This window comes from Streptomyces sp. NPDC085931 (genome assembly GCF_044540565.1).
In the GTDB taxonomy this organism is placed as follows: domain Bacteria; phylum Actinomycetota; class Actinomycetes; order Streptomycetales; family Streptomycetaceae; genus Streptomyces.
Map to the genome: position 1 here is coordinate 306,505 of NZ_JBITSK010000006.1, position 23,368 is coordinate 329,872.

Consider the following 23,368-nt stretch of genomic DNA (forward strand, 5'->3'; position numbering starts at 1 on the left):
ATACATGAGTGCCATCGCGGACACCGGGGCGGCAGGGAAGGTCCCGGCGGGCCCGCTACCCCCGCCGCACCGGGCCCCCGGCCTGACGGCCCGGGTGCCGCAGGGGTTCGCGGTCGTCCTCGGCGCCCTCGCAGGGCTCTGCGCCCTGCTCGCGCTCCTCCCGCCGCTGCGCACCGGGCTGCGCCCCCTCGTCCGCTTCCTCGACCTGCTGCTCGTCCCGGTCAGCGCCAACCTCGCCTACGCGGTCTTCCTGTTCCTGCTCGCCGCCGCCACCGCCGCCCGCAAGAGGATCGCCTGGTGGCTGGTGGTCGTCTACCTGGGGCTGCTGGTCCTGACCGACGTCCTCGGCATGGCCGGCGGCGAGTTCACCGACTCCGTCCCGTCCTTCGTGGTGTGCGGAGCGGCTCTGATCCTGCTGATCGTCGCCCGCCGCGAGTTCTACGCCGCGTCCCGCCGCGCCGCCGTCCGCCGGGCCCTCGCCGTCCTGCTGGCCGGGCTGGTCCTGGCCGTCCTCGCCGGCTGGGGTCTGGTCGAGGCCTTCCCCGGCACGCTGCCCGCCGGCGAACGGCTCGCCTGGGCCGCCAACCGGGTCTGCGGCGGCCTCGTCCCCGCCGGCAGCTTCGACGGCCGCCCGCCGCACGCCCTGTTCTTCCTGCTCGGCCTGTTCGGCGCGCTCGCCCTGCTGAACGCCGCCGCCGCCCTCTTCCGCTCCCAGCGCCTGCGGGCCGCCCTCCACGACGACGAGGAGACCCGCATCCGCGCCCTCCTCGGCCGCTACGGCGACCAGGACTCCCTCGGCTACTTCGCCACCCGCCGCGACAAGGCCGTCGTCTTCTCACCCAGCGGCAAAGCCGCCGTCACCTACCGCGTCGAGGCCGGCGTGTGCCTGGCCAGCGGCGACCCGGTGGGCGACCGGGAGGCCTGGCCGCACGCCATCGCCGCCTGGCAGGAGGTGGCCCGCCGCCACGCCTGGGTCCCGGCCGTGATGGGCGCCTCCGAGGAGGGCGCCCGGGCCTTCGGGCGCGCCGGGCTCGGCGCCCTCCAGCTCGGCGACGAGGCGATCCTGCACGTGCTCGACTTCGACCTCGACGGCCGTGACATGCGCGTCACCCGCCAGGCCGTCAACCGGGTCCGCCGCCTCGGCGTGACCTGCCGGGTCCGCCGCCACTCCACCCTCACCGAGGAGGAGATGCGCCGGCTCGTCGAACGGGCCGACGCCTGGCGCGACACCGAGAGCGAACGCGGCTTCTCCATGGCCCTGGACCGCCTCGGCGACCCCGCCGACGGCGACTGCCTCCTCGTCGAGGCCGTGGCCGGGGACGGCCGCCTCCTCGCCGTCCAGTCCTTCGTGCCCTGGGGCAGGGACGGCGTCTCGCTGGACCTGATGCGCCGTGACCGCACCGCCCCCAACGGCGTCATGGAGTTCATGGTGGCCGAACTGTGCGCGGCCGCCCCGAAGCTGGGCGTGCGCAGGGTGTCGCTGAACTTCGCCGTGTTCCGCTCCGTGTTCGAGGAGGGCGCCCGCATCGGCGCGGGGCCGGTGCTCCGCCTCTGGCGCCGTCTGCTGCTGTTCTTCTCCAGGTGGTGGCAGCTGGAGGCCCTGTACCGCTCCAACGCCAAGTACCGGCCCGAGTGGTACCCGCGCTTCCTGTGCTACGCGGAGGCCGCCTCCCTCGCCCGGGTCGGTCTCGCCTCCGGCATCGCCGAGGGCTTCGTCTCCGTACCGTCGATGCGAAAGTTGTGGGGAAACGGGCACCCGAAAGGCGGACAGCGGCCCGCCACCACGGCAGGGCTGCCGTCGTTGGCGGCGCTCGGCCTCGACGGAGGGGACGGGACCGAGCCCGCCGACCCCCTCGCCGGCCTGCCCGACCAGGTCCGCGTCCGGCACCGCAAGCTCGACCGGCTGCGCGCCGCCGGCACCGACCCCTACCCGGTGGACGTCCCGGCCCGCACCCACACCCTCGCCGAGGTCGAACAGGGCCACGACGTCACCGTCGCCGGACGCGTCATGCTGGTCCGCGACTTCGGCGGCATCGTCTTCGCCGTCCTGCGCGACTGGTCGGGCGACCACCAACTCGCCCTCACCCGCGACCGCTGCGGGCCCGCCCTGGACCGCTTCACCGCCGACGCCGACATCGGCGACCACATCACCGCCACCGGCCACGCCGGCCGGAGCGACAAGGGCGAGCCGACCGTCTTCGTCACCTCCTGGCAGCTCACCGGCAAGTGCCTGCGCCCGCTGCCCGACAAACACCGGGGCCTGACCGACCCCGAGGCCAGGGTGCGCATGCGCTACCTGGACCTCGCCGCCAGTCCCGCCGCCCGCGACGTCGTCCGCGCCCGCTCCACCGCCGTCCAGGCCGTGCGCCAGGGCCTGCTGGCACGCGGCTACCTGGAGGTCGAGACGCCGGTGCTCCAGCAGATCCACGGTGGCGCCAACGCCCGCCCCTTCACCACCCACATCAACGCCTACGACCTGGACCTCTACCTGCGCATCGCCCCCGAGCTGTACCTCAAGCGGCTGTGCGTGGGCGGCATGGAGAAGGTCTTCGAGATGGGCCGCACCTTCCGCAACGAGGGCACCGACCACAAGCACAACCCCGAGTTCACCATCCTGGAGGCCTACCAGGCGTACGCCGACTACGAGGTGATGCTCGACCTCGTCCGCGAACTGGTCCAGGAGGCCGCCACCGCCGCCTTCGGCAGGCCCGTCGCCCACCGGGACGGCCGGGAGTACGACATCTCCGGCCCGTGGCCCGTCAGGACCGTCTACGGTGCCGTCGGCGAGGCCCTCGGCGAGGAGATCGACCCCGGCACCGGCGTCGGCACCCTCAAGCGCCTGTGCGACCGCGCCGGCGTGCCCTACGTGGCCGACGACGGCCACGGCGACATCGTCCTGGAGATGTACGAGCGGCTGGTGGAGGAGCGCACCGGACCGCCCACCTTCTACAAGGACTTCCCCACCGAGGTCTCCCCGCTGACCCGGCAGCACCGCACCGACCCGCGGCTGGCCGAACGCTGGGACCTCGTCGCCTTCGGCACCGAACTGGGCACCGCCTACTCGGAACTCACCGACCCCGTCGAGCAGCGCCGCCGCCTCACCGAGCAGTCCCTGCTCGCCGCCGGGGGCGACCCCGAGGCGATGGAACTCGACGAGGACTTCCTCGACGCCCTCGCATACGCCATGCCGCCCACCGGCGGCCTCGGCATCGGCGTCGACCGGCTGGTCATGTTCCTCACCGGCCTGACCATCCGCGAGACCCTGCCCTTCCCCCTGGTGCGCCGCCGCTGACCCGTCCGCGTGGGCCGTCCGGGTGAAACCGTGCCGCCGCCCCGGTGATGCTCAGGTGCGCCGGTCTTCCGCCGGGCGACTGATGAGTCATGAAGAAGGATCAGTTGCTCACCCGACGCGCGGCGTTGTTCGCGGGCGCCGGCGCCGTGGGAGCGGCCGCCGCGGCCGGTGTGCTCACGGCGGTCACCGGAGAGGGGCCCGCCCGGCCCGCCGCCCCGGCGGCCGGCGCCCAGGCCGCCCGCCGCCCGCCCCGCGCCTCCGCGTACCGTCTGCAGCCCCTCACCGGCTACGCCCCGCCGCGCGCCGCGCCCCGCCGCACCCTGGTGCGCAGTGCACCGCTGCTGCGGGTGCCCGCCCGCGGCCGGACCATGGTGCTGACCTTCGACGACGGCCCCGACCCCCGCTACACCCCGGCCGTCCTGGACGTCCTGGCCGAGTACGAGGTCCGCGCGATGTTCTTCGTGTGCGGGGAGATGATCGCCGGCGGCCGGGAGGCGCTGGCCCGGATGGCCGAGGAGGGCCATGTCGTGGGCAACCACACCTGGTCCCACCCCCTGCTCACCCGTCTGACCCGCCGTCAGATCCGCTCCGAGATGGAACGCACCAGCGACGCCGTCGAGGAGGCCTGCGGCGAGCGCCCCGCATGGTTCCGCGCCCCCTACGGGGCGTGGAACCGCGCCGCCCTGCGGATCGGCGCCGACCTCGGCATGGAACCGCTCGGCTGGACGCTCGACACGCTCGACTGGACCACCCCGGGCGTGCGCTCCATCGTGCGGCGGGTCGAGAACGGCGCCGCCCCCGGCGTGGTGGTGCTCTCCCACGACGCCGGGGGCGACCGTGCGCAGAGCGTGCGGGCCCTGCGGCGCTATCTGCCCGGACTGCTGGACTCCGGCTACCACGTCACCGTGCCGGTGCGGCCCGGCACGTAGCCGCCGCGGCGGCCCTCGCCCGCCTTGCGGGGAGCGCTCAGCGCACCTCGACCAGGCGGGCGAAGGCCACGACGTTGCCCGCGTACCCCTCCTGCTCGGAGAAGCCGCCGCCGCAGGTGATGACCCGCAGCTCCGCGGCGCCCTTGGAGCCGTAGACGCGGTCGCCGGGGAAGTCGTCCTTCTCGAACACCTCCACGCCGTAGATCTCGAACACCGCGGTCCTGCCGTCCTGGCGGGCGACCTCGACGCGATTGCCGGGCTTCAGGGATCCGAGGCCGTAGAAGACGGCGGGGCCCTGCTGGTTGTCGACATGGCCCACGACGACCGCGGTGCCCTTCTCGCCCGGGGTGACCGCACCGGTGAACCAGCCCGCCAGGTTGGGGTCCTCCGGCGGTGGGGCGCCGACCCAGCCGTCCGGGTCGAGGCCCACGGGGATCATCGGCGCGTCGACCTGGATCGCCGGGATCCTGACCCGGTCCGGCAGGGCGTAGGGCAGGGGGCGCACGGAACCGGCGAAGGCGGCGCCGGGCACGTGGTTGTCCGCCGCTGCCGCCCTGGCCGGCTGCGGCGGGCCCTCGTCGAATTCCCCCGAACCGTTCCGGATGAGCGCGAGGCCGGTCAGCAGAACAAGCGCTATCACGCCCCACGGGGCGCGCTTCCTCGGCCGTGCCTCCTCTTCCGCCTGGGCCAGCTCGGACGCAGACATTCGCCATCCCCTCTCGACGCGGCCGTCGCCGGGTCAATCGCGCATGCCACGACGCTAAGTGCCGGGCGCGAAACCGGCGACGGGGCGGGAGCGAACGGGTGGCCCGGGCACACCAGGGGGCGCCCGCAGGCCTGTCGGGGCGTCAGGTGCGCCATCCGAGTTGCCGCCCCGAGGAAATTTCCGACGGTCCGTGACCTGCGGTGATGGCCCTCGGTGCCGCGGTGCCGCGGGGTCCTTGATCACCAGGACGGACCATTCCCGAAATGCGGCTTCCGGCACGGCAACTGACTGTCTTCCTGGGAGGCGCTTTCTCGCCGATCAACCGGGGAACGGGCCCCGGGGCGCCTTCCGCGGAGGTTCACATGCGTAACACTCGTGCCCTGGCGGTCGCCGGCGCCGCGGTCGCCGCCCTCGGCCTCTCGGCCCCCGCGGCCGTCGCGTGGGACACACCCAGCAACATCACCGCCCTGCCCAGCGTCATCGCCCGCGGCGGCCAGCTCACCATCACGGTCGACGGCTGCAAGCACGGCGGTACGGCGACGTCCAACGCCTTCTCGCCGACGACCCTCTCGCCCGTCCACGGCGGGTACAACGAGAAGGCGAAGGGCACCGCCACCATCAACCGCAACGCCCGCCCGGGTCCGTACGACATCACGGTCACCTGCAACGGCCGGTCCCTGACCAAGCCGCACGCGTTCTCCGTCATCGGCGGGGTCCGCGGCGGCATCGGCGGCAGCAGCACCACGGGCGCGACCCCGACCGACGTGGCCATCGGCGGCGGTCTCGTGGCCGCCGCGGTCGTCGGCGGTGGCGTGTTCTGGATGCGCCGGCGCGCCGAGCGGCGCATCTGACCCCCGGTTCACCCGCAGGACCGGGCCGTCGCCTCGCACGTGAACGGTCCTCGCCCCGGGTCCCCCCGCACGGGGGCCCGGGGCGACGACGGGGTGCACGGCGCCGGTCAGCCGGCGTCCTCGTCGGGGCGGCGGCGTGCGAAGTGGCAGGCGGCACCCAGCGAACCGGCGATGAGCGCGGCGCCCAGCCCGATCTCCCTCAGGTCGAAACCGGCGAGCGTGCCGCCCTCACCGGCGTGCGCTCCCTTGTGGGGGTGGTGCGTCGGGTGGTGGGTGGGGTGGTGCGTCGGCTGGCCGCCGGCGATCGTCAGGCGCGCGGTGCCGCTCGACTCGTCGCAGGCGAATCGCACGTCGTAGACGGCGCCGGGCTTGGCGTCCCGGTCGACGACGGCGGTCGCCCACGACTCCCGCGGCGGGATGACGACCACGTCGAAGACGGGTGACTCGACCGCCGCCTCCCCCCGGCACGCCTCGTTGCGCTCCACCCGCAGCGTGACCTTCCCGCCCGGCGCGACGGTGGAGGGCTCCACGCCGAAGCCGAAGTCGGTCCGGATCGCCGCACCGGCGGCGGGCACGCAGGAGGTGAGGGCGCCGGCCAGCAGTACGGCCGAAGCGACGCGTATCGCGCGCATGGTGAATCCTCCGGGTCCCGAGGAGCAGTCGCGGACCTGTTCCGCTTGCGGCACACATGCACCTCGATGCCCGAAACGCTAAGAAGCCGGACCCGGTGGCGCGATCGCAGTAGTGCGAACGGGTCATACCGGTGGGCCGCCCGGGGGAACATCGGTACCGCGACCGGGGGACGGCGACGGCGTATCGCGGTCCCCCGGCCGGGATGCGTGGTGGCCGGACCGGAGGCCTGGTGCCCGGACCCGAGGCGTGGTGCCCGGGCCCGGAGGCGTGGTGCCTCGGGCTCGTCAGTCCCGGACGCCCGGGAAGAGGTTCAGGAACGGGTCCGCCGACGCCGCCACGCCCCTGCTGTAGGGCGAGTCGAAGTCCCAGATGAGGAACAGCAGGAAGGCGATCAGCGCGGAGAACAGACCGGCCAGGATCAGTTCGCGCGTCGTTCTGCGGATCTGCAGGGCGAAGATCATGCCGATGGTGATCACGGCCCCGGCCATCAGCCCGAACCAGACCACGCCGGGCATGGTCTCCCCGGTCGACTCCGCCCGGCCGATCCGCGCCTGGCTCGCCGCGGTCACCTGGTCGAGGAGCGGCTGGTAGGCCTGCGCCTCGAAGTCCGACTTCGGCTGGTAGTCGGTGACGTCCGCGCGGATCCGCTCGAAGAGGCGGCCGCCGCGCTCGGTGACCTCGCCCCGGTCGGCCATGCTGTCCCACTCGGTGGTCACGACATGGTTCACGTAGAGGCGGATGTCGTCGCGGATCCGGTCGCGTTCCTCGGCGGGGTAGACCCGCACCCGCTCGGAGATCTCGTGCAGCGCGGTGGCCTCGGCCTGGACGTGGTCCTGGGCGGCGCTGCGTCCCTCCCAGACACCGGCGATCGCCAGACCCAGGACGATGGCGTACACCACGCCGATCCACATCGTCATGTACTCGATGACGTCAGGGGTCTCGCTGGGGTCCTCGTCCTCGGGCGCCCTGCGGTGCCGTACGACGGTGATGACGACCACGACGGCGCAGGCGGCCAGCATCGCGAGGGTGAGAACAAGCCATTCCGGCAAGAGGTGCCTCCAGGGATTCGAAGATCAGCGCGCGCGCAGCGCGGCGACGGCGACCACCGCGGGCACCGTGACGAGCAGGACGAAGGTGAGCGGCGACAGCGTGCCGCCGGTCCGCCGGGGCCGGGGTGGCATGGCGCGGTAGCGCGGGTAGTGCACGGCCTTGGCGGACGGGCCCGGTGCGGGCGTCGCCGAGGGCTTCGGAGACGGGGACGGGGGCGGCGGGGGCACCGGTCGGGGCGCCGGCCGGGGCGGGGGTTCGACCGGGCGGGGCGCGGGCGGCGGGGGTGGTGCCGGCGGCGCGGGGCGGGCCGTCGGGGCCGGTTTCGGCGGCGGGGGAGGGGGCGGGGGCTCGGGAGACGGCGGTGGTGGTGGCGGCGGGTCCGGGCTCGGCGTCGGCGTCGGCGTAGGCGTGGGGGGCGGGGGCTTCGGGGGCGGCGGGCAGTCCGGGGGCGGTGGCGGTGGCGGGCACGGCGACCCGGTCGGCCAGGTCATGCTGCCGGCGACCGCCACCGCCTCGGTGCCGTCCGGTCCCGTCGAGGCGTACGCGCAGGCGTCGGCCACCGCCACCTGGGCCGGTGCTCCGACGAGCGCCCAGGTGAGCGTCGCCAGCGCCAAGGCCCGTGCGGCGTGGGCGGATTGAGTCGATACGGGTCCATGCACGACGAAGATCATGAGCCCTGTGCGGCCGGGACGTGCCGGGGCGCAAGGGGATTGCCCCGAAAGGGGGATGTTCCGGTGCCGCCGGTTTGCCGCGCGGTCCCCCGTGGGGCGTGGGAGGCGCACCTGTGTGCGGGTGCTGTGCAGGGGGTGGGCGGCGGATGCCGCGGGTCGCCGGAAAGAAATTTCGCCGGCCGTTGAACGCACCGGCCGCCCCCGTGCGTACTCATGGCCGTGCGGCGGCGCAGCAGGGCGCTGCAACACCCTTGCGATTATGGGGAGTTGACGATGAAGACCTCCTGGCGGAGCGCCTCACTCGTGGCGAGCGCCGCGGCGGTCCTGGCGCTGACGACGGCGTGCGGTCAGGACAGCCCACCGGCGGCCAGCCAGAACGTGGGCGCCACGGCCGCGCCCGGGGACTACGGCAGCATCGGCTCCGGCACGAACGGCGCGGCCGGCACGCCGAGCCAGCCGGCCGCCCCGAGCGCCCTCAGCCCGTCGAACCCCGCGGGCAAGCTGTCCGTCTCCACCGCCGAGATCGGCAAGGTGGTCACCGACAGTCTCGGCCTCACCCTGTACCGGTTCGACCAGGACACGGACCAGCCGCCCAAGTCGAACTGCGACGGCGACTGCGCCAAGACGTGGCCGCCGGTCCCCGCGGATGACGCCGAGGCCGGCGAGGGCATCGACAAGTCGCTGCTCGGTTCGGTCACCCGGGCCGACGGCACCAAGCAGCTCACGGTGGGCGGCTGGCCGGCCTACCGCTACGCCAAGGACGTCAACGCCGGTGACGTCAAGGGCCAGGGCGTGGGCGGCAAGTGGTACGCGCTCGCCCCCGACGGCAAGAAGGTGCAGGAGGGCGCGGGCGGAGCCGGCGGTGCCGGGAACGCCGAGGACCTCGGACTGTCCACCCGCAAGGACCCCAAGCTCGGTGAGATCGTCGTCGACAGGAACGGCATGACGGTCTACCGGTTCAAGAAGGACGAGGCGTGGCCCAAGCCGGTCTCCAACTGCCTCGGCGCCTGCCTGGAGAAGTGGCCGATCGTGGAGCCCGTCGACTTCGCCGACACCAAGGGCATCCAGAAGAAGGGCTACATGGTCTTCGAGCGGACCGACGGCAAGGGCAGGCAGCAGACGATCAACTGCTCGCCGATCTACACCTTCGCCGGCGACAAGGCCCCCGGCGACACCAACGGCCAGGGCGTCGGCGGCACCTGGTACGCCGTGCGGCCCGACGGCAAGCTGGTCGGCGCTTCGGAATAGCGGAGCGACCTCCCCAGGGTTCATCCCGTCACCCGACGGCGCCGATCCGGTCCGCCCCTCCGTGCTCGCACGGAGGGGCGGACCGTCGTGCCGTCCTGCCCCCGAACGCGGCGGATCTCCGGCACTCCCGGCCTGGCGGACCGGAACTCTCCGGAACGCCCCGGGCACTGATCGTCATATGTTCGAAGGGCAGGTGGAGGGGTATCAATTCGGCACGTGCCGCAGGCAGTGACCGGGAACGGATGGTCAATTTCCGTTTCGGGTCGCTCCCTTGGCGGGCGATCAGTAGCCTCTGCTCGAACACCGGATCGCCTACGCCTTGGAGAGATCGATGGAGCGTCCCGCCTGGGCCCCGCGGAGCATCGACATATCGGTGCCCAGCGTCTCCCGGATGTACGACTACTACCTGGGCGGATCGCACAACTTCGAGGTCGACCGGGAAGCGGCCCGCCGGGCCATGGAGTTCATGCCGGGGCTCCCCAAGATCATGCAGGCGAACCGGGCGTTCATGCGCCGCGCCGTGCGTTACGCGGCCGGTGAGGGCATAGGCCAGTTCCTCGACATCGGCTCCGGCATTCCCACGTTCGGCAATGTGCACGAGGTGGCGCAGAGCGCCTGCCCCGGCGCGCGCGTGGTGTACGTGGACCACGACCCGGTGGCCGTGGCGCACAGCGAGGCGGTCTTGGACGGCAACGCGGACGCGGCCGTCGTGGCCGGGGACCTGCGCAAGCCGCGGGACATCCTGAGCAGCCCCGAGGTGGAGCGGCTGATCGACCTGAATCAGCCAGTGGCCCTGCTCCTCGTTGCCATACTGCACTTCGTGGAAGACGAGGACGACCCGTACGGGGCGGTGGCGGAGCTGGGCGCGGCGCTCGCGCCCGGCAGCCTGCTCGTGCTCACCCACGCCTCCTACGAGGGGATCCCGCTGCCGCCGGAGCGGGCCGGGGGCGCGGTGGACGTGTACGAGGACATCCGCAACCCGCTGATCATGCGCTCGCGCGAGGAGATCGCGCGGTTCTTCGAGGGGTACGACATGGTGGAACCCGGACTGGTGGCGATGCCGTGCTGGCGGCCCGACACCGCACCGGAGGACGAGGATCCGTACGCGTTCTCCGGCTTCGCGGGCGTGGGGCGTACGGCGTGATCGCGGAACCGGACGGGCCGGAGGACAGACTCCGCCGGTTCGCGACGATCTGGAGCCGGGCGGTCTTCCCGGTGACCTCGACGTCGTCGACCCGGCCCGAGTTCGAGGAACTGCTGCTGCCGCTGGCCCGGCGGCTGAGCGAGGCACTGCGGGCCCGGGCCTTCGACGCCGGCACGGGCAAGGCGGTCGGCGCCGCCCTCGTCGACGCGCACTGCACCGACCCCGAGGCGCTCAGCCGCACGCTGGACTGCGTGGACGCCTACCTGGTGCTGTACTGCGGCGGCGACGGCGACCCCGAGGACCTGCGGGCGCGGTGCGCGCGCCTGCAGCACGCCATGGCCGCCGGCTTCGCCCGGGCGCTGCGCGAGCGGACCCTGGCCGAACAGGAGGCCATCGCGCAGGCGGCCCTCCAGGCGCAGGGCGTGGTCGCCCAGGCCCTGCACGCGAGCGAGGCCCGTTTCCGCGCCGTCTTCGAGGGCGCGGCCATAGGCATCGGCATCGCCGACCTGGACGGCAACATCCTGCAGGTCAACGGCGCGTTGCTGCGCATGTTCGGCATCTCCGACCAGACGCTGCGCAGCCGCAACGTCCGGGAGTGGACCCACCCCGACGACGCCCCGCAGACCTGGCGGCTCTACGACGAACTCGTGCGCGGCGAGCGGGAGCACTACCACCTGGAGAAGGCGTTCTACCGTCCCGACGGGACGGTCCTGTGGACCAATCTGACGGTCTCGCTGCTGCGCGACGCCGACGGCAACCCGCAGTACCAGCTCGCGCTCATGGAGGACACCACCGAGCGGCGGCTGCTCAATCTGCGGCTGCGCTACGAGGCCACGCACGACGCCCTCACGGGCCTGCCCAACCGCACCTTCTTCTTCGAGCGCCTGGAGAAGGCGCTGAGTGCGGGCGAAGGCCAGCGGTTCGGGCTGTGCTACCTGGACCTGGACGGGTTCAAGACCGTCAACGACAGCCTCGGTCACGCGGCCGGCGACCGGCTGCTCGTGGAGGTCGCCGACCGGCTGCAGTCCTGCGCCACCGCGCCCGGCGAGATGGTCGCACGGCTCGGCGGCGACGAGTTCGTGGCGCTGACCACCGGCCCCGACACCCAGCGCGAGGTCGACGAGCTCGCCGCCCGCATCATGAACGCGCTGCTCGCGCCGATCAGCGTCGACGGCCGGGAACTGACCGTGCGCGGCAGCATCGGCATCGTCGAGGGACCGGCCGGGGAGCGCAGCCCCGCCGAGGTGCTGCGCAGCGCCGACATCACCATGTACCGGGCCAAGTCGGCGGGCGGCAACCGCTTCGAGCTGGCCGACCCGGAGGCGGACGCCCGCGCCATCACCCGCCACGGGCTGACGACCGCGCTGCCGACGGCGCTGGAGCGGGGCGAGTTCTTCATCGAGTACCAGCCGCTGGTGCACCTCGGCGACGGCAGCGTCCGGGGTGCCGAGGCCCTGGTGCGCTGGCTGCACCCGCAGCACGGCGTTCTCGGGCCGGACCGGTTCATCCCGCTCGCCGAGCACACCGGGCTGATCGTGCCGCTGGGCCGGTGGGTGCTGGAGCAGTCGGTGCGCCAGGCCCGCGAGTGGCGGGAGCTGCACGGGGGCGTGGACGCGGGGCCGCTGCGCATCAACGTGAACCTGTCGCCGTGCCAGCTGACCCATCCCGGGCTGGTCCAGGACACGGTCGAGATCCTGGAGCGGACGGGTGTCGCGCCGGACGCGCTGTGCCTGGAGGTCACCGAGTCGGCGCTCATCGGGGCGGACGACGACCTGCTGAAGCCGCTGCGCCGGCTGGCGGAGATGGGCGTCGACATCGCCCTCGACGACTTCGGGACGGGGTACTCCAACCTGGCCAACCTGCGGCGGCTGCCGGTCAGCATCCTGAAACTGGACCGGTCCTTCACGCAGAGCATGCAGCAGTTCCCGGCCGATCCGGTCGACGTGAAGATCGTCGAGGGGATCGTCTCGCTGGCGCACAGCCTGGACCTCGCGGTCACGGTCGAGGGCGTGGAGACCGGTGCCCAGGCCGAGCAACTGCGGATACTCGGCTGCGACACGGCCCAGGGCTGGTACTACGCCCGCCCGGGCCCGCCGGAGCGGCTGCACGAACTGGCCCTGGTGGACGCGCGGGGATGAGTTCCCCGGGGCGCCCTGGCGCCGTCGCGGCGCAACGCGCCGCCCCGGCCCGGTGCAGGCCGCGCCGCCCCGGGGCGGACGGCATGCCCGGGTCGCCGGGCACTGCACCGCCTGCGGTGCGCCGAGGCCGGTGATGCGGTCCCCCCGTCGGCCGCTCGCGTTCACCGCTCCAGCAGCATCCGCTGCAGCTCGCGGGCCGCGCGGGGCGGCGCCACGTCGCTGCGGTGGGCCAGGGCGATCGTGCGGTGCAGGCCCGGCCGGGCCAGCGGGGTCACCCGCAGTCCGCGGCCCGACCGCGCCGCCACCATCCGCGGGACGACGGCGACGCCCAGTCCGGCCCGGACGAAACCGAGCACCGCGTCCATCTCCCCGCCCTCCACCGCGAAGTCCGGCTCGAAGCCCTCCGCGCGGCACGCGGCGACCGTCAGTTCGCGCAGGTCGTAGCCGTGGCGGAACATCACCAGCCGTTCGCCCTCCAGGTCGGCGACCCGTACCGTGCGCCGCCCCCGGCCCGGCTTCGGCGCGTCGGGGGAAGAGACCACGACCAGGTCCTCCCGCAGCAGTTCCACCGTCGTCAGCGCGGGCGACGGCGTCGGCAGCGGCAGCACGATCAGCGCCAGGTCCAGCGCCCCGCGGGCCAGCTCCCGCACCAGGTCGTGCGAGCCGCCCTCCTCGATCAGCAGCCGGATGCCGGGGTAGCGGTCGTGGAAGGCGCGCAGCACGTCCGGCAGCAGGCCCGTGCACAGGCTGGGCGTGGCGCCGAGCCGCACCCGGCCCCGCCGCAGCTGCACCAGCTCCTGCACCTCGTGCCGGGCCGTGTCCGCGTCGGCCAGGATGCGGCGGGCCAGCGGGAGCAGGGCCTCCCCGGCGTCCGTGAGCGTGATGTTGCCCCGCGCGCGCAGGAACAGATCCGCGCCGAGCTCCCGCTCCAGCGCCTTGATCTGCTGCGAGAGCGACGGCTGCGCGACATGGACCAGATCGGCGGCCCGGGTGAAGTGCCGGGTCTCCGCGACGGCCACGAAGTACTGGAGCTGCTGGAACTGCATGCACCTACGATAGCCCCGGCCTATGGAATCAAGCCGGACCATGTCTTGGACCGATCGGCCCGGCGTCCGTAGCGTGCTGTCCATGGCTCTGGCAACGCGGACGGACCGACGGCCGTCCATGGCACGCACCGTGTGGGACTCCACCGTCGGGAAGAAGACCGTGATGGCGGTCAGCGGTCTGATCATGCTGCTGTACCTGGTCGTCCACATGATCGGAAACCTGAAGATCTTCTTCGGCGCGGGCGAGTTCAACCACTACGCGCACTGGCTGCGCACCGTCGGCGAGCCGTTCATGCACTACGAGTGGACCCTGTGGCTGGTCCGCGTCGTGCTGGTGGTCGCCGTGGTCGCGCACGCGGTCTCCGCCTACCAGCTCAGCCGCCGCGACATCAGGGCGCGGCCCAGCAAGTACGTGCACAGCAAGCCCCGCGCCTCCTACGCCACGCGCACCATGCGCTGGGGCGGGATCATCCTCGGCCTGTTCATCGTCTGGCACATCCTCGACCTGACGACCGGCACCGTGCACCCCGGCTTCGAGGCGGGCCGCCCGTACCAGAACGTCGTGGACACCTTCTCCACCTGGTACGGCAACGTCGTCTACATCGTCGCGATGCTCGCGCTCGGCCTGCACGTGCGGCACGGCTTCTGGAGCGCCGCCCAGACCCTCGGCGCCGGCAGCCGCACCCGCGACCGCGCCCTGAAGACCGTCGCGAACGTCCTCGCGCTGCTGCTCACGGCCGGCTTCATCGCCGTACCCGTGGCCGTCATGACCGGAGTGGTGAGCTGACATGACCTCGTACACGGACTACGTCACCGGTGAGCCGGCCGTCGACACCAAGGCGCCCTCGGGGCCGATCCACGAGCGGTGGGACAAGCGCCGGTTCGAGGCGAAGCTCGTCAACCCGGCCAACCGGCGCAAGCACACCGTCATCGTCGTGGGCACCGGGCTGGCCGGCGGCTCCGCCGGGGCCACCCTGGCCGAACAGGGCTACCACGTCGTCCAGTTCTGCTACCAGGACTCCCCGCGCCGTGCCCACTCCATCGCCGCGCAAGGAGGCATCAACGCGGCGAAGAACTACCGCAACGACGGCGACTCGGTCCACCGGCTGTTCTACGACACCGTCAAGGGCGGCGACTTCCGGGCCCGCGAGTCCAACGTCCACCGGCTCGCCCAGATCTCCGTGGAGATCATCGACCAGTGCGTGGCCCAGGGCGTGCCCTTCGCCCGCGAGTACGGCGGCCTGCTCGACACCCGCTCCTTCGGCGGAGTCCAGGTCTCGCGCACCTTCTACGCCCGCGGCCAGACGGGCCAGCAGCTCCTCCTCGGTGCCTACCAGGCGCTCAGCCGGCAGATCGCCGCTGGCAACGTCGAGATGCACCCGCGCACCGAGATGCTCGACCTGATCGTCGTCGACGGGCGGGCACGCGGCATCGTGGCCCGGGACCTGATCACCGGGAAGATCGACACGTACTTCGCGGATGCCGTCGTCCTCGCCTCCGGCGGCTACGGCAACGTGTTCTACCTGTCGACCAACGCCATGAACTCCAACGCCACCGCGATCTGGCGGGCCCACCGGCGCGGCGCCTGGTTCGCCAACCCCTGCTTCACCCAGATCCACCCCACCTGCATCCCGCGCACCGGCGACCACCAGTCCAAGCTGACGCTGATGAGCGAGTCGCTGCGCAACGACGGCCGCATCTGGGTGCCGAAGGCCAAGGGCGACACCCGGCCGCCGAACGAGATCCCCGAGGACGAGCGCGACTACTACCTGGAGCGCGTCTACCCGTCCTTCGGCAACCTCGTGCCGCGCGACATCGCCTCCCGCGCCGCGAAGAACGTCTGCGACGAGGGCAGGGGAGTGGGCCCCGGCGGCCAGGGCGTCTACCTCGACTTCGCCGACGCCATCCGGCGCATGGGCCGCAAGGCGGTCGAGGCCAAGTACGGCAACCTCTTCGACATGTACCAGCGGATCACCGACGAGGATCCGTACGAGGTGCCGATGCGCATCTACCCGGCCGTGCACTACACGATGGGCGGCCTGTGGGTCGACTACGACCTGCAGACCACCATCCCCGGCCTGTTCGCGATCGGCGAGGCCAACTTCTCCGACCACGGCGCCAACCGGCTCGGCGCCTCCGCGCTGATGCAGGGCCTCGCCGACGGGTACTTCGTGCTCCCGGCCACCATCAACGACTACCTGGCCCGCACCCCCCGCCACGACGAGGTCACCGACGAACACCCCGTCGTGCAGGAGGCCCTCGCCGAGACGCAGGACCGGCTCAACCTGCTGCTGTCCGTCGACGGCGACCGCACCCCCGACTCCTTCCACCGCGAACTCGGCGAACTCATGTGGGAGTTCTGCGGCATGGCCCGCAGCGAGTCCGGACTGCGCAAGGCACTGGAGCGGATCCCGCAGATCCGCGAGGAGTTCTGGCGGCGCATCAAGGTGCCCGGCACCGGCGAGGAGTTCAACCAGTCGCTGGAGAAGGCCAACCGCATCGTCGACTACCTGGAACTGGCCGAGCTGATGTGCCTCGACGCGCTGCACCGCTCGGAGTCCTGCGGCGGCCACTTCCGCGAGGAGTCCCAGACACCGGACGGCGAGGCCGCCCGCAAGGACGAGGAGTTCGCCTACGCGGCCGCCTGGGAGTTCACCGGCACCGGCGAGGCTCCCGTCCTGCACAAGGAAGACCTGGTCTTCGAGTACGTCCACCCCACCCAGCGGAGCTACGCATGAAGCTCACCCTGCGCGTCTGGCGCCAGAAGAACGCCGACGCCGAAGGCAGCATGTCCACGTACGAGGTGGACGGGATCTCCGAGGACATGTCGTTCCTGGAGATGCTCGACACCCTCAACGAGGAACTCATCCTCAAGGGCGAGGACCCGGTCGCCTTCGACCACGACTGCCGGGAGGGCATCTGCGGGGCGTGCTCGCTGGTCATCAACGGCGATGCCCACGGCCCCGAGCGGACCACCACCTGCCAGCTGCACATGCGGTCCTTCAAGGACGGCGACACGATCGACATCGAGCCGTGGCGGGCGGCCGCGTTCCCGGTCATCAAGGACCTGGTCGTCGACCGGTCGGCGTTCGACCGGATCATCCAGGCCGGCGGGTACATCACCGCCCCCACCGGGTCGGCCCCCGAGGCGCACGCGACGCCGGTGCCCAAGCCGGACGCCGACCTCGCCTTCGAGCACGCCGAGTGCATCGGGTGCGGCGCGTGCGTGGCGGCCTGCCCCAACGGCGCGGCCATGCTGTTCACCTCCGCCAAGGTCAACCACCTGAACGTGCTGCCGCAGGGTGCGCCCGAGCGGGAGACCCGCGTACTGGACATGGTGGCGCAGATGGACGAGGAGGGGTTCGGCGGGTGCACGCTCACCGGGGAGTGCGCCACGGCCTGCCCCAAGGGCATCCCGCTGATGTCCATCACCCGCATGAACAAGGAGTGGCTGCGGGCCACCCGGAAGGTCGCCAAGCAGTAGTTCAACCGGCGCACATCCTTCCTCCCGGCGCTCGTCACGCGGTGGACAGGCGGCATGGGCACAACAGGGGGCGGCGGCACCGCTCGCCGCCCCCGGCCCGTGACCAGGAGAGAGCCATGACCGGCGTACTGACCGTCGACCGTCCCGCGCAGCCCACGGCCCCCACCCGCTACACCGTCACCCTCGCCCGCACCGAGGAGGACGTCCGCGCCGCGCAGCGGCTGCGGCACGACGTCTTCGCCGGGGAGATGGGCGCCCTGCTCACCGGCGCCGAGCCGGGCCTCGACGCCGACCCGCTCGACGCCTACTGCGACCACCTCCTCGTCCGCGAGGAGACCACCGGCCAGGTCGTCGGCACCTACCGGCTGCTGCCGCCCGAGCGCGCCGCCGTCGCCGGACGGCTCTACTCCGAGGGCGAGTTCGACCTCACCGCGCTGGACGCGATCCGGCCGCAGCTCGTCGAGGTCGGCCGCTCCTGCGTGCACCCCGCCCACCGCGACGGCGCGGTCATCGGCCTCATCTGGGCCGGCATCGCCCGCTACATGGTCGACCGCGGCCACGAATGGCTCGCCGGCTGCTGCTCCGTCCCGCTCGCCGACGGCGGCGCGCTCGCCTCCGCCACCTGGGACCGGGTGCGCGCCCGGCACCTGTCGCCCGAGGAGTACCGCGTCCGGCCGCTGCTGCCCTGGGTGCCGGGCCCCGCGCCCGCCGCCCGCGTCGAACTGCCCGCCCTGCTCCGCGGCTACCTGCGCCTGGGTGCCTGGGTGTGCGGCGAGCCGGCCCACGACCCGGACTTCGGCGTCGCCGACCTGTACGTGCTGCTGCCGATGAGCCGGGTCAACGCCCGCTACCTGCGGCACTTCCTCTCCCTCGTGCCGGCCTGATGAGCGCCTGGCTGCCCACCGCGCCCTGCACGCCGCGGGCCTGCGTCGGGACACCGGAGGCGGTGCCCGCGCGGGCCGCGGCGCGCGCCGTGCTGCGGCTGACCGGCGTCGCCGTGCTGCTGCTCGCCGGGATCGCGCTGCTGCCGTTCGGATCCCGGATACCGGCGGCCCTCGTGCGGCGGTGGTGCCGGTGGATCGTGCGGGCCGCCGGGGTCCGGGTCCGCGTCACCGGCACCGCCGCCCCGGCCGGGGGGCTGCTGCTGGTCGCCAACCACATCTCCTGGCTGGACGTACCGCTGCTCGCCGCCGTGCGCCCCGCCCGGATGCTCGCCAAGAGCGAGGTGCGGCGCTGGCCCGTCGCCGGGCCGCTGGCCGCGCGCGGCGGCGTGCTGTTCATCGACCGGGACCGGCTGCGCGCCCTGCCCGACACCGTCGCCCGGATCGCCCGCGCCCTGCGCGAGGGCACGGCCGTCGCCGCCTTCCCCGAGGGCAGCACCTGGTGCGGCCGGGCCCAGGGCCCCTTCCGCCGGGCCGTCTTCCAGGCCGCGCTGGACGCCGGGGTGCCCGTCCAGCCGGTGCGCATCGGCTACCGGCTCACCGGGGGAGCGCCCGGCACCGCCGCCGCGTTCGTCGGCGACGACACCCTGCTCGCCTCGCTGTGGCGGGTGGCGACGGCCCGGGGGCTGCTCGCGGAGGTCGAGGTCCGCGCCCCCATCCCGCCGGGCACCCACCCCGACCGCCGTTCCCTCGCCGGTTCCGCCCAGCCCCGCGAGGCGGCCCCGGCCTGGACGCACACGGCGCTCGTGGCGTGACGCGAGCCCCCTGCCGTCCGGGCCGGGCCACGGGGCCCGCCCACCGGACGGGCGCACGGACCCCGGCGGACGTGCCGCCGGCTCAGCGGATGCCGGACAGCGTGCGGGACAGGTACGGCGCCGTCCGGCTCTCCGCCGAGCGGGCCACCCGCTCGGGCGGTCCCTCCGCCACGATGCGGCCGCCCTCGTCCCCGCCGCCGGGACCGAGGTCGATCACCCAGTCCGCGCCCGCGACGACGGACATGTCGTGCTCGACGACGATCACGGTGTTCCCGGCGTCGACCAGGCCGTGCAACTGGCGCATCAGGACGTCCACGTCGGCCGGGTGCAGACCGGTCGTCGGCTCGTCCAGGAGGTACAGGGTGGGTCCGCGCCGGCCGCGCTGCAGTTCGCTCGCCAGCTTGATCCGCTGCGCCTCGCCGCCCGACAGCTCCGTCGCGGGCTGGCCCAGCCGCAGGTAGCCGAGGCCCACGTCGAGCAGGGTGGCCAGGCTGCGCGCCACGGCCGGGGTGTCCGCGAAGAACTCCGCCGCGCTCTCCACCGTCAGGTCCAGCACCTGCGCGATGTTCCGCCCCCGGTACGTCACCTCCAGCGTCCCGGCGTTGTACCGGGCCCCGCCGCAGTCCGGGCAGGGCGCGTACGTGCTCGGCAGGAACAGCAGCTCCACGCTGACGAACCCCTCGCCCTGGCACGTCTCGCACCGTCCCCCGGCCACGTTGAAGGAGAACCGGCCGGCGCCGAAGCCGCGTTCCCGGGCCGGGCCGGTCGCCGCGAACACCTTGCGCACCACGTCGAACAGGCCGGTGTAGGTGGCGAGATTCGAGCGCGGCGTGCGGCCGATGGGCTTCTGGTCGACCGAGACCAGCCGGCCCACCCCCGCGGTCTCCCCGGTGATCTCGCCGATGAGCGTGGACTTGCCGGAGCCGGACACGCCGGTGACCGCGGTGAACACGCCGAGCGGGAACGCGGCGCTCACCCCGCGCAGGTTGTGCCGGGTGACCGGGCCGGTCTTCAGCCACCCGGTCGGGGTGCGGACCTCCCGGGCGGGCGCGGGGGAGCGGTCGAAGAGGTAGCGGGCCGTCGCCGACTCCGCGACACCGGCCAGGGCGGCCACGGGGCCGCTGTGCAGCACCCGCCCGCCGTGCTCGCCCGCGCCGGGGCCGACGTCCACCAGCCAGTCGGCACCGCGTACGACGTCCAGGTGGTGCTCCACGACGAACACCGAGTTCCCGGCCCGCTTCAGCCGCTCCAGCACCGTGACCAGTGCCTCGGTGTCCGCCGGGTGCAGCCCGGCCGACGGCTCGTCCAGGACGTAGACCACGCCGAACAGGCCGGAGCGCAGCTGGGTGGCCAGGCGCAGGCGCTGCAGTTCGCCCGCCGAGAGGGTGGGGGTGGGGCGGTCGAGGCTGAGGTAGCCCAGACCCAGTTCCACGACCGGTGCGATACGGGACTTCAGGTCCTCGGTCAGGACCCGGGCCGCCTCCGACGTCGCGTCGAGGCGGGCGGCCAGCTCCACCAGCGGCACGGCCGCCAGCTCGGCGATGGTCCGGCCGCCGAAGGTCACCGCCAGGGCCTCCGGCCGCAGCCGGCTGCCGCCGCAGACCGGACAGGGGGCACTGGTGAGGAACCGCTCGGCCTTCGCCCGCAGGGTGGCGCTCTTCGACTCCGCGAAGGTCTTCATCACATAGCGCCGGGCGCTCGTGTACGTGCCCTGGTAGGGCCGCTGGATGCGGTCGGCGTCCCGCACCGGGTGGACGGTGACCACCGGCTGCTCGTCCGTGAACAGGATCCACTCGCGCTGCTCGGCGGGCAGCTCCCGCCACGGCCGGTCCACGTCGTACCCGAGCGCGTCCAGGACGTCCCGCAGGTTCTTGCCCTGCCAGGCGCCCGGCCACGCGGCGATCGCGCCCTCGCGGATCGACAGCGACGGGTCGGGCACCAGCGACTCCTCGGTGGTGCGGTGCACCCGCCCGAGCCCGTGGCACTCCGGGCAGGCCCCGGCCGCCGTGTTGGGCGAGAAGGCGTCGGAGTCGAGCCGCCGGGCGCCGGGCGGATAGGCGCCGGCCCGGGAGAACAGCATGCGCAGCGAGTTGGAGAGGTTGGTGACCGTACCGACCGAGGAGCGCGAGGTGGGTGCCGTGCGCCGCTGCTGGAGCGACACGGCCGGGGGCAGACCGGTGATCTCCCCGACCTTCGGCGCGCCGACCTGATGGATCAGCCGGCGCGCGTACGGCGCCACCGACTCGAAGTAGCGCCGCTGCGCCTCGGCGTAGACCGTGCCGAACGCCAGGGACGACTTCCCCGAGCCGGACACACCGGTGAACACGGCCAGGGCGTTCCGCGGGACGTCGACGTCCACCCCGCGCAGGTTGTGTTCGCGGGCTCCGCGGACACGGACGTACGGGTCGGGGGCGTCATCGGGGTCGTGCATGGGCACCGACTCTAACCGGAGGTGATCGCGGCCAGCCGCCGGTAGGAGTCCAGCAGGGCCGCGCGGTCGTAGGTGCTGGTGGTGACGAGGACCTCCTGCGCCCCCGTCTCCTTCAGCAGCGTCCGCAGCTCGTGCGCGACCTGCTCCTCGGTGCCCGCGATGTGGCCGGTGAGCCCGGCCTCGTAGACGTCGCGCTCCTTGCCGGTCAGGGTGAGCGCCTCGACGCGCTCGGCGGGCGGCAGGGGCGGGAAGGTGCCGTGCGTGCGCGCGTGCGCCATCGACCAGGCCTCGGGGATCAGCAGCCGCCGGGCCTCCTCGGGGGTGGCGGCCACGGCGACCGTGCCGGAGACGACGACGTACGGTTCCGGTGCCCAGGGCGAGGGGCGGAAGTGTTCGCGGTAGTGGTCGATGCCGTGCCGCATCCTCTCCCGGTTCCTGAGGTCGCCGATCACCAGGGGCAGGCCGAGGCGGGCCGCGATGCCGGCGCCCTCGCCGATGGCCAGGACGAACGGCGGCACGGTCAGCCCCTCGGCCGGGCGGGCGCGCACCCCGGTGGGGGAGGTGCCCAGGAACCAGCCCAGCAGTTCCCGCAGCTGCGCCTCGAAGTCCTCGGCGTCGCCCTTGTCGCGGCCGAGGGCCTTGCGCACCCCGTCCGTGAAGCCGACGGAGCGGCCGAGGCCCATGTCGATCCGCCCGGGAAAGAGCGACTCCAGCACGCCGAACTGCTCGGCCACGACCAGCGGCCGGTGGTTGGGCAGCATCACCCCGCCCGTGCCGACCCGGATCGTGCCGGTGGCGGCCGCCACCGCCGCGGCCAGCACGGTCGGCGCGGAACCGGCGACCCCGGGCACGCCGTGGTGCTCCGAGACCCAGATCCGGTGGTAGCCGAGGGCCTCGAGCTCCCGCGCCAGCCGCACCGTGTCGCGCAGCGCCTCGGGGTGGGTGTGCCCCTCGCGGGTGCGGGAGCGGTCGAGGACGGACAGGCGCACGGGTTCCATACGAGGTTCTACGCCGCGCGGGGCCGCCGGTATTCCGTCGCCGCGGCGGTCGGGCGCCCCGCCGGTAATTCGGATGACCGGTTTCGTCCGGGTCACGACAATGTCCGGGTACCCGCAAGCGAAAGGCGGCCGCCCGTGACCGTCCCCAACGTCCTGCTCAGCGGCATCGTCGGATCGACCGCCTACGGACTCGCCCGCGAGGGCTCCGACATCGACCGCCTCGGTCTGTTCGCCGCGCCCACGGCACAGCTGCACGGCCTGCACCGGCCCAAGGAGTCCCACGTCGGCACGGCACCCGACCGCACGCTGCACGAGGCCGCCAAGTGGTGCCGGCTGGCGCTGGGCGGCAACCCGACGGCCATGGAGCTGGTGTGGCTCCCGGAGGACCTGTACGAGGTGCGGACCCCGCTCGGCGACGAGCTGATCGGCATACGGACCGCGTTCCTGTCCGCCCGGCGCGTCCGGGACGCCTATCTCGGCTACGCCACCCAGCAGTTCCGTCGGCTGGAGGCCCGCGCCGGCGGCTCGGTCTGCGCGGACTCCCGCGGGCGCACCGCGAAACACGCCCGGCACCTCAAACGGCTGTGCGAGCAGGGCCTGCGGCTGTACACCACCGGGCGGCTGACGATCCGCGTCGACGACCCGGAGGAGTACCACGCCTTCGGCGAGCGCGTCGCCGCCGATCCGGCGGCCGCCGAGCCGCTGCTGCGGCGGTACGAGGACGCCTTCCGGGCGGGCCCGACCGTGCTGCCGGACGAGCCCGACGAGGCTCCCGTCGAGGCCTGGCTGCACCGGGTCCGGGCGCGGTTCTACACGGCGGCGGACTCAGCCCTCGGGGCGTAGCAGACCGCGCTCGTAGGCCCGGACCAGGTGCTGCGGGACCAGGTGCCGGACGCCGTCGACGGTGACCGGGACCAGCGTCGGCGTCGCCGCCTTCCACTGGGCGCGGCGGTGACGGGTGTTGCTGCGGGACATCTTCCGCTTGGGGACGGCCATGGGACTCCTCCTCGGTGGACGGTGGACGGCACCGAGGACGCTACATGAAAATGGA

General features: G+C 73.4%; 21 protein-coding genes. 13 read left to right on the forward strand and 8 right to left on the reverse strand.

Annotation, left to right across the window (positions count from 1 at the left end; all coding sequences use genetic code 11):
* Window positions 1–4 precede the first annotated feature (4 nt).
* Window positions 5–3,292: a bifunctional lysylphosphatidylglycerol synthetase/lysine--tRNA ligase LysX gene (lysX, locus tag ACIGAN_RS14750; RefSeq protein WP_399857554.1), complete on the forward strand. Its 3,288-nt coding sequence runs from the start codon at window positions 5–7 to the stop codon at window positions 3,290–3,292.
* Between the two features lie 89 nt (window positions 3,293–3,381).
* Window positions 3,382–4,221, forward strand: a complete 840-nt coding sequence (locus ACIGAN_RS14755) for a polysaccharide deacetylase family protein (protein ID WP_399857556.1) — start codon at window positions 3,382–3,384, stop codon at window positions 4,219–4,221.
* A gap of 37 nt (window positions 4,222–4,258) precedes the next feature.
* Here ACIGAN_RS14755 and ACIGAN_RS14760 read toward each other — a convergent pair whose 3' ends face one another.
* Window positions 4,259–4,927 (reverse strand): class F sortase, encoded by a 669-nt coding sequence (locus ACIGAN_RS14760; RefSeq protein WP_399857559.1) that lies wholly within the window; start codon window positions 4,925–4,927, stop codon window positions 4,259–4,261.
* A 362-nt stretch (window positions 4,928–5,289) separates the two neighbouring features.
* On the opposite strand from ACIGAN_RS14760, the gene ACIGAN_RS14765 reads away from it, so the two are divergent.
* Window positions 5,290–5,778 carry a hypothetical protein gene (locus ACIGAN_RS14765; protein ID WP_365741517.1) on the forward strand — a complete coding sequence of 163 codons (489 nt, stop codon included), beginning with the start codon at window positions 5,290–5,292 and terminating at the stop codon, window positions 5,776–5,778.
* A gap of 107 nt (window positions 5,779–5,885) precedes the next feature.
* Here ACIGAN_RS14765 and ACIGAN_RS14770 read toward each other — a convergent pair whose 3' ends face one another.
* The 3 genes from ACIGAN_RS14770 to ACIGAN_RS14780 form a co-directional block, all read right to left on the reverse strand.
* Window positions 5,886–6,410, reverse strand: a complete 525-nt coding sequence (locus ACIGAN_RS14770) for a hypothetical protein (RefSeq protein ID WP_399857562.1) — start codon at window positions 6,408–6,410, stop codon at window positions 5,886–5,888.
* Window positions 6,411–6,695: 285 nt separating this feature from the next.
* Complete coding sequence (locus ACIGAN_RS14775; RefSeq protein ID WP_365741513.1) at window positions 6,696–7,460, reverse strand: bestrophin-like domain; 765 nt, start codon at window positions 7,458–7,460, stop codon at window positions 6,696–6,698.
* Window positions 7,461–7,484: 24 nt separating this feature from the next.
* Window positions 7,485–7,616, reverse strand: coding sequence for a hypothetical protein (locus ACIGAN_RS14780; protein WP_365097475.1), 132 nt, complete (start codon window positions 7,614–7,616; stop codon window positions 7,485–7,487).
* A gap of 334 nt (window positions 7,617–7,950) precedes the next feature.
* On the opposite strand from ACIGAN_RS14780, the gene ACIGAN_RS14785 reads away from it, so the two are divergent.
* From ACIGAN_RS14785 to ACIGAN_RS14800, 4 genes are all read left to right on the forward strand, one after another.
* A complete protein-coding gene (locus ACIGAN_RS14785; RefSeq protein ID WP_399857566.1) occupies window positions 7,951–8,100 on the forward strand; it encodes a hypothetical protein in 150 nt (49 codons plus the stop codon).
* A 305-nt stretch (window positions 8,101–8,405) separates the two neighbouring features.
* On the forward strand, window positions 8,406–9,380 hold the full coding sequence (locus ACIGAN_RS14790) for an SCO0930 family lipoprotein (protein WP_365097470.1): 975 nt from the start codon (window positions 8,406–8,408) through the stop codon (window positions 9,378–9,380).
* 331 nt (window positions 9,381–9,711) lie between these two features.
* Window positions 9,712–10,524 (forward strand): SAM-dependent methyltransferase, encoded by an 813-nt coding sequence (locus ACIGAN_RS14795; RefSeq protein ID WP_365097467.1) that lies wholly within the window; start codon window positions 9,712–9,714, stop codon window positions 10,522–10,524.
* Window positions 10,521–12,662, forward strand: a complete 2,142-nt coding sequence (locus ACIGAN_RS14800; protein WP_365097464.1) for a putative bifunctional diguanylate cyclase/phosphodiesterase — start codon at window positions 10,521–10,523, stop codon at window positions 12,660–12,662. Before ACIGAN_RS14795 ends, ACIGAN_RS14800 begins: the two co-directional genes overlap by 4 nt.
* A 161-nt stretch (window positions 12,663–12,823) precedes the next feature.
* Here the strand turns inward: ACIGAN_RS14800 and ACIGAN_RS14805 are convergent, their stop codons facing one another.
* Entirely contained in the window at window positions 12,824–13,708 is an 885-nt protein-coding gene (locus ACIGAN_RS14805; protein ID WP_365097461.1) for a LysR family transcriptional regulator, read from the reverse strand.
* Between the two features lie 118 nt (window positions 13,709–13,826).
* On the opposite strand from ACIGAN_RS14805, the gene ACIGAN_RS14810 reads away from it, so the two are divergent.
* The 5 genes from ACIGAN_RS14810 (at window position 13,827) to ACIGAN_RS14830 (ending at window position 18,888) form a co-directional block, all read left to right on the forward strand.
* Entirely contained in the window at window positions 13,827–14,495 is a 669-nt protein-coding gene (locus ACIGAN_RS14810; protein ID WP_365741508.1) for a succinate dehydrogenase, read from the forward strand.
* Window position 14,496: 1 nt separating this feature from the next.
* A complete protein-coding gene (locus tag ACIGAN_RS14815; RefSeq protein ID WP_399857571.1) occupies window positions 14,497–16,446 on the forward strand; it encodes a fumarate reductase/succinate dehydrogenase flavoprotein subunit in 1,950 nt (649 codons plus the stop codon).
* Window positions 16,443–17,192 carry a succinate dehydrogenase/fumarate reductase iron-sulfur subunit gene (locus ACIGAN_RS14820; RefSeq protein WP_365741504.1) on the forward strand — a complete coding sequence of 250 codons (750 nt, stop codon included), beginning with the start codon at window positions 16,443–16,445 and terminating at the stop codon, window positions 17,190–17,192. Before ACIGAN_RS14815 ends, ACIGAN_RS14820 begins: the two co-directional genes overlap by 4 nt.
* A gap of 116 nt (window positions 17,193–17,308) precedes the next feature.
* On the forward strand, window positions 17,309–18,076 hold the full coding sequence (locus tag ACIGAN_RS14825; RefSeq protein ID WP_399857574.1) for a GNAT family N-acetyltransferase: 768 nt from the start codon (window positions 17,309–17,311) through the stop codon (window positions 18,074–18,076).
* Complete coding sequence (locus tag ACIGAN_RS14830) at window positions 18,076–18,888, forward strand: lysophospholipid acyltransferase family protein (protein ID WP_399857576.1); 813 nt, start codon at window positions 18,076–18,078, stop codon at window positions 18,886–18,888. Before ACIGAN_RS14825 ends, ACIGAN_RS14830 begins: the two co-directional genes overlap by 1 nt.
* A gap of 82 nt (window positions 18,889–18,970) precedes the next feature.
* On the opposite strand, the gene ACIGAN_RS14835 is transcribed toward ACIGAN_RS14830, so the two are convergent.
* Together ACIGAN_RS14835 and ACIGAN_RS14840 are read right to left on the reverse strand one after the other, a co-directional pair.
* A complete protein-coding gene (locus tag ACIGAN_RS14835) occupies window positions 18,971–21,319 on the reverse strand; it encodes an ATP-binding cassette domain-containing protein (RefSeq protein ID WP_399857579.1) in 2,349 nt (782 codons plus the stop codon).
* 11 nt (window positions 21,320–21,330) lie between these two features.
* On the reverse strand, window positions 21,331–22,317 hold the full coding sequence (locus ACIGAN_RS14840; protein ID WP_399857582.1) for an LLM class flavin-dependent oxidoreductase: 987 nt from the start codon (window positions 22,315–22,317) through the stop codon (window positions 21,331–21,333).
* A 135-nt stretch (window positions 22,318–22,452) separates the two neighbouring features.
* On the opposite strand from ACIGAN_RS14840, the gene ACIGAN_RS14845 reads away from it, so the two are divergent.
* A complete protein-coding gene (locus ACIGAN_RS14845; protein ID WP_365741494.1) occupies window positions 22,453–23,160 on the forward strand; it encodes a nucleotidyltransferase domain-containing protein in 708 nt (235 codons plus the stop codon).
* Here ACIGAN_RS14845 and rpmF read toward each other — a convergent pair.
* Window positions 23,143–23,313 (reverse strand): 50S ribosomal protein L32, encoded by a 171-nt coding sequence (gene rpmF / locus ACIGAN_RS14850; protein ID WP_101375277.1) that lies wholly within the window; start codon window positions 23,311–23,313, stop codon window positions 23,143–23,145. The two genes, ACIGAN_RS14845 and rpmF, sit on opposite strands and share 18 nt — an antisense overlap.
* Between the last annotated feature and the right edge of the window lie 55 nt (window positions 23,314–23,368).

Coding starts and splice junctions, on each gene's coding strand:
- lysX (WP_399857554.1), top strand. CDS start 5: ATGAGTGCCATCGCGGACACCGGGGCGGCAGGGAAGGTCCCGGCGGGC.
- ACIGAN_RS14755 (WP_399857556.1), top strand. CDS start 3,382: ATGAAGAAGGATCAGTTGCTCACCCGACGCGCGGCGTTGTTCGCGGGC.
- ACIGAN_RS14760 (WP_399857559.1), bottom strand. CDS start 4,927: ATGTCTGCGTCCGAGCTGGCCCAGGCGGAAGAGGAGGCACGGCCGAGG.
- ACIGAN_RS14765 (WP_365741517.1), top strand. CDS start 5,290: ATGCGTAACACTCGTGCCCTGGCGGTCGCCGGCGCCGCGGTCGCCGCC.
- ACIGAN_RS14770 (WP_399857562.1), bottom strand. CDS start 6,410: ATGCGCGCGATACGCGTCGCTTCGGCCGTACTGCTGGCCGGCGCCCTC.
- ACIGAN_RS14785 (WP_399857566.1), top strand. CDS start 7,951: ATGCTGCCGGCGACCGCCACCGCCTCGGTGCCGTCCGGTCCCGTCGAG.
- ACIGAN_RS14790 (WP_365097470.1), top strand. CDS start 8,406: ATGAAGACCTCCTGGCGGAGCGCCTCACTCGTGGCGAGCGCCGCGGCG.
- ACIGAN_RS14795 (WP_365097467.1), top strand. CDS start 9,712: ATGGAGCGTCCCGCCTGGGCCCCGCGGAGCATCGACATATCGGTGCCC.
- ACIGAN_RS14805 (WP_365097461.1), bottom strand. CDS start 13,708: ATGCAGTTCCAGCAGCTCCAGTACTTCGTGGCCGTCGCGGAGACCCGG.
- ACIGAN_RS14810 (WP_365741508.1), top strand. CDS start 13,827: ATGGCACGCACCGTGTGGGACTCCACCGTCGGGAAGAAGACCGTGATG.
- ACIGAN_RS14815 (WP_399857571.1), top strand. CDS start 14,497: ATGACCTCGTACACGGACTACGTCACCGGTGAGCCGGCCGTCGACACC.
- ACIGAN_RS14820 (WP_365741504.1), top strand. CDS start 16,443: ATGAAGCTCACCCTGCGCGTCTGGCGCCAGAAGAACGCCGACGCCGAA.
- ACIGAN_RS14825 (WP_399857574.1), top strand. CDS start 17,309: ATGACCGGCGTACTGACCGTCGACCGTCCCGCGCAGCCCACGGCCCCC.
- ACIGAN_RS14830 (WP_399857576.1), top strand. CDS start 18,076: ATGAGCGCCTGGCTGCCCACCGCGCCCTGCACGCCGCGGGCCTGCGTC.
- ACIGAN_RS14835 (WP_399857579.1), bottom strand. CDS start 21,319: ATGCACGACCCCGATGACGCCCCCGACCCGTACGTCCGTGTCCGCGGA.
- ACIGAN_RS14840 (WP_399857582.1), bottom strand. CDS start 22,317: ATGGAACCCGTGCGCCTGTCCGTCCTCGACCGCTCCCGCACCCGCGAG.
- rpmF (WP_101375277.1), bottom strand. CDS start 23,313: ATGGCCGTCCCCAAGCGGAAGATGTCCCGCAGCAACACCCGTCACCGC.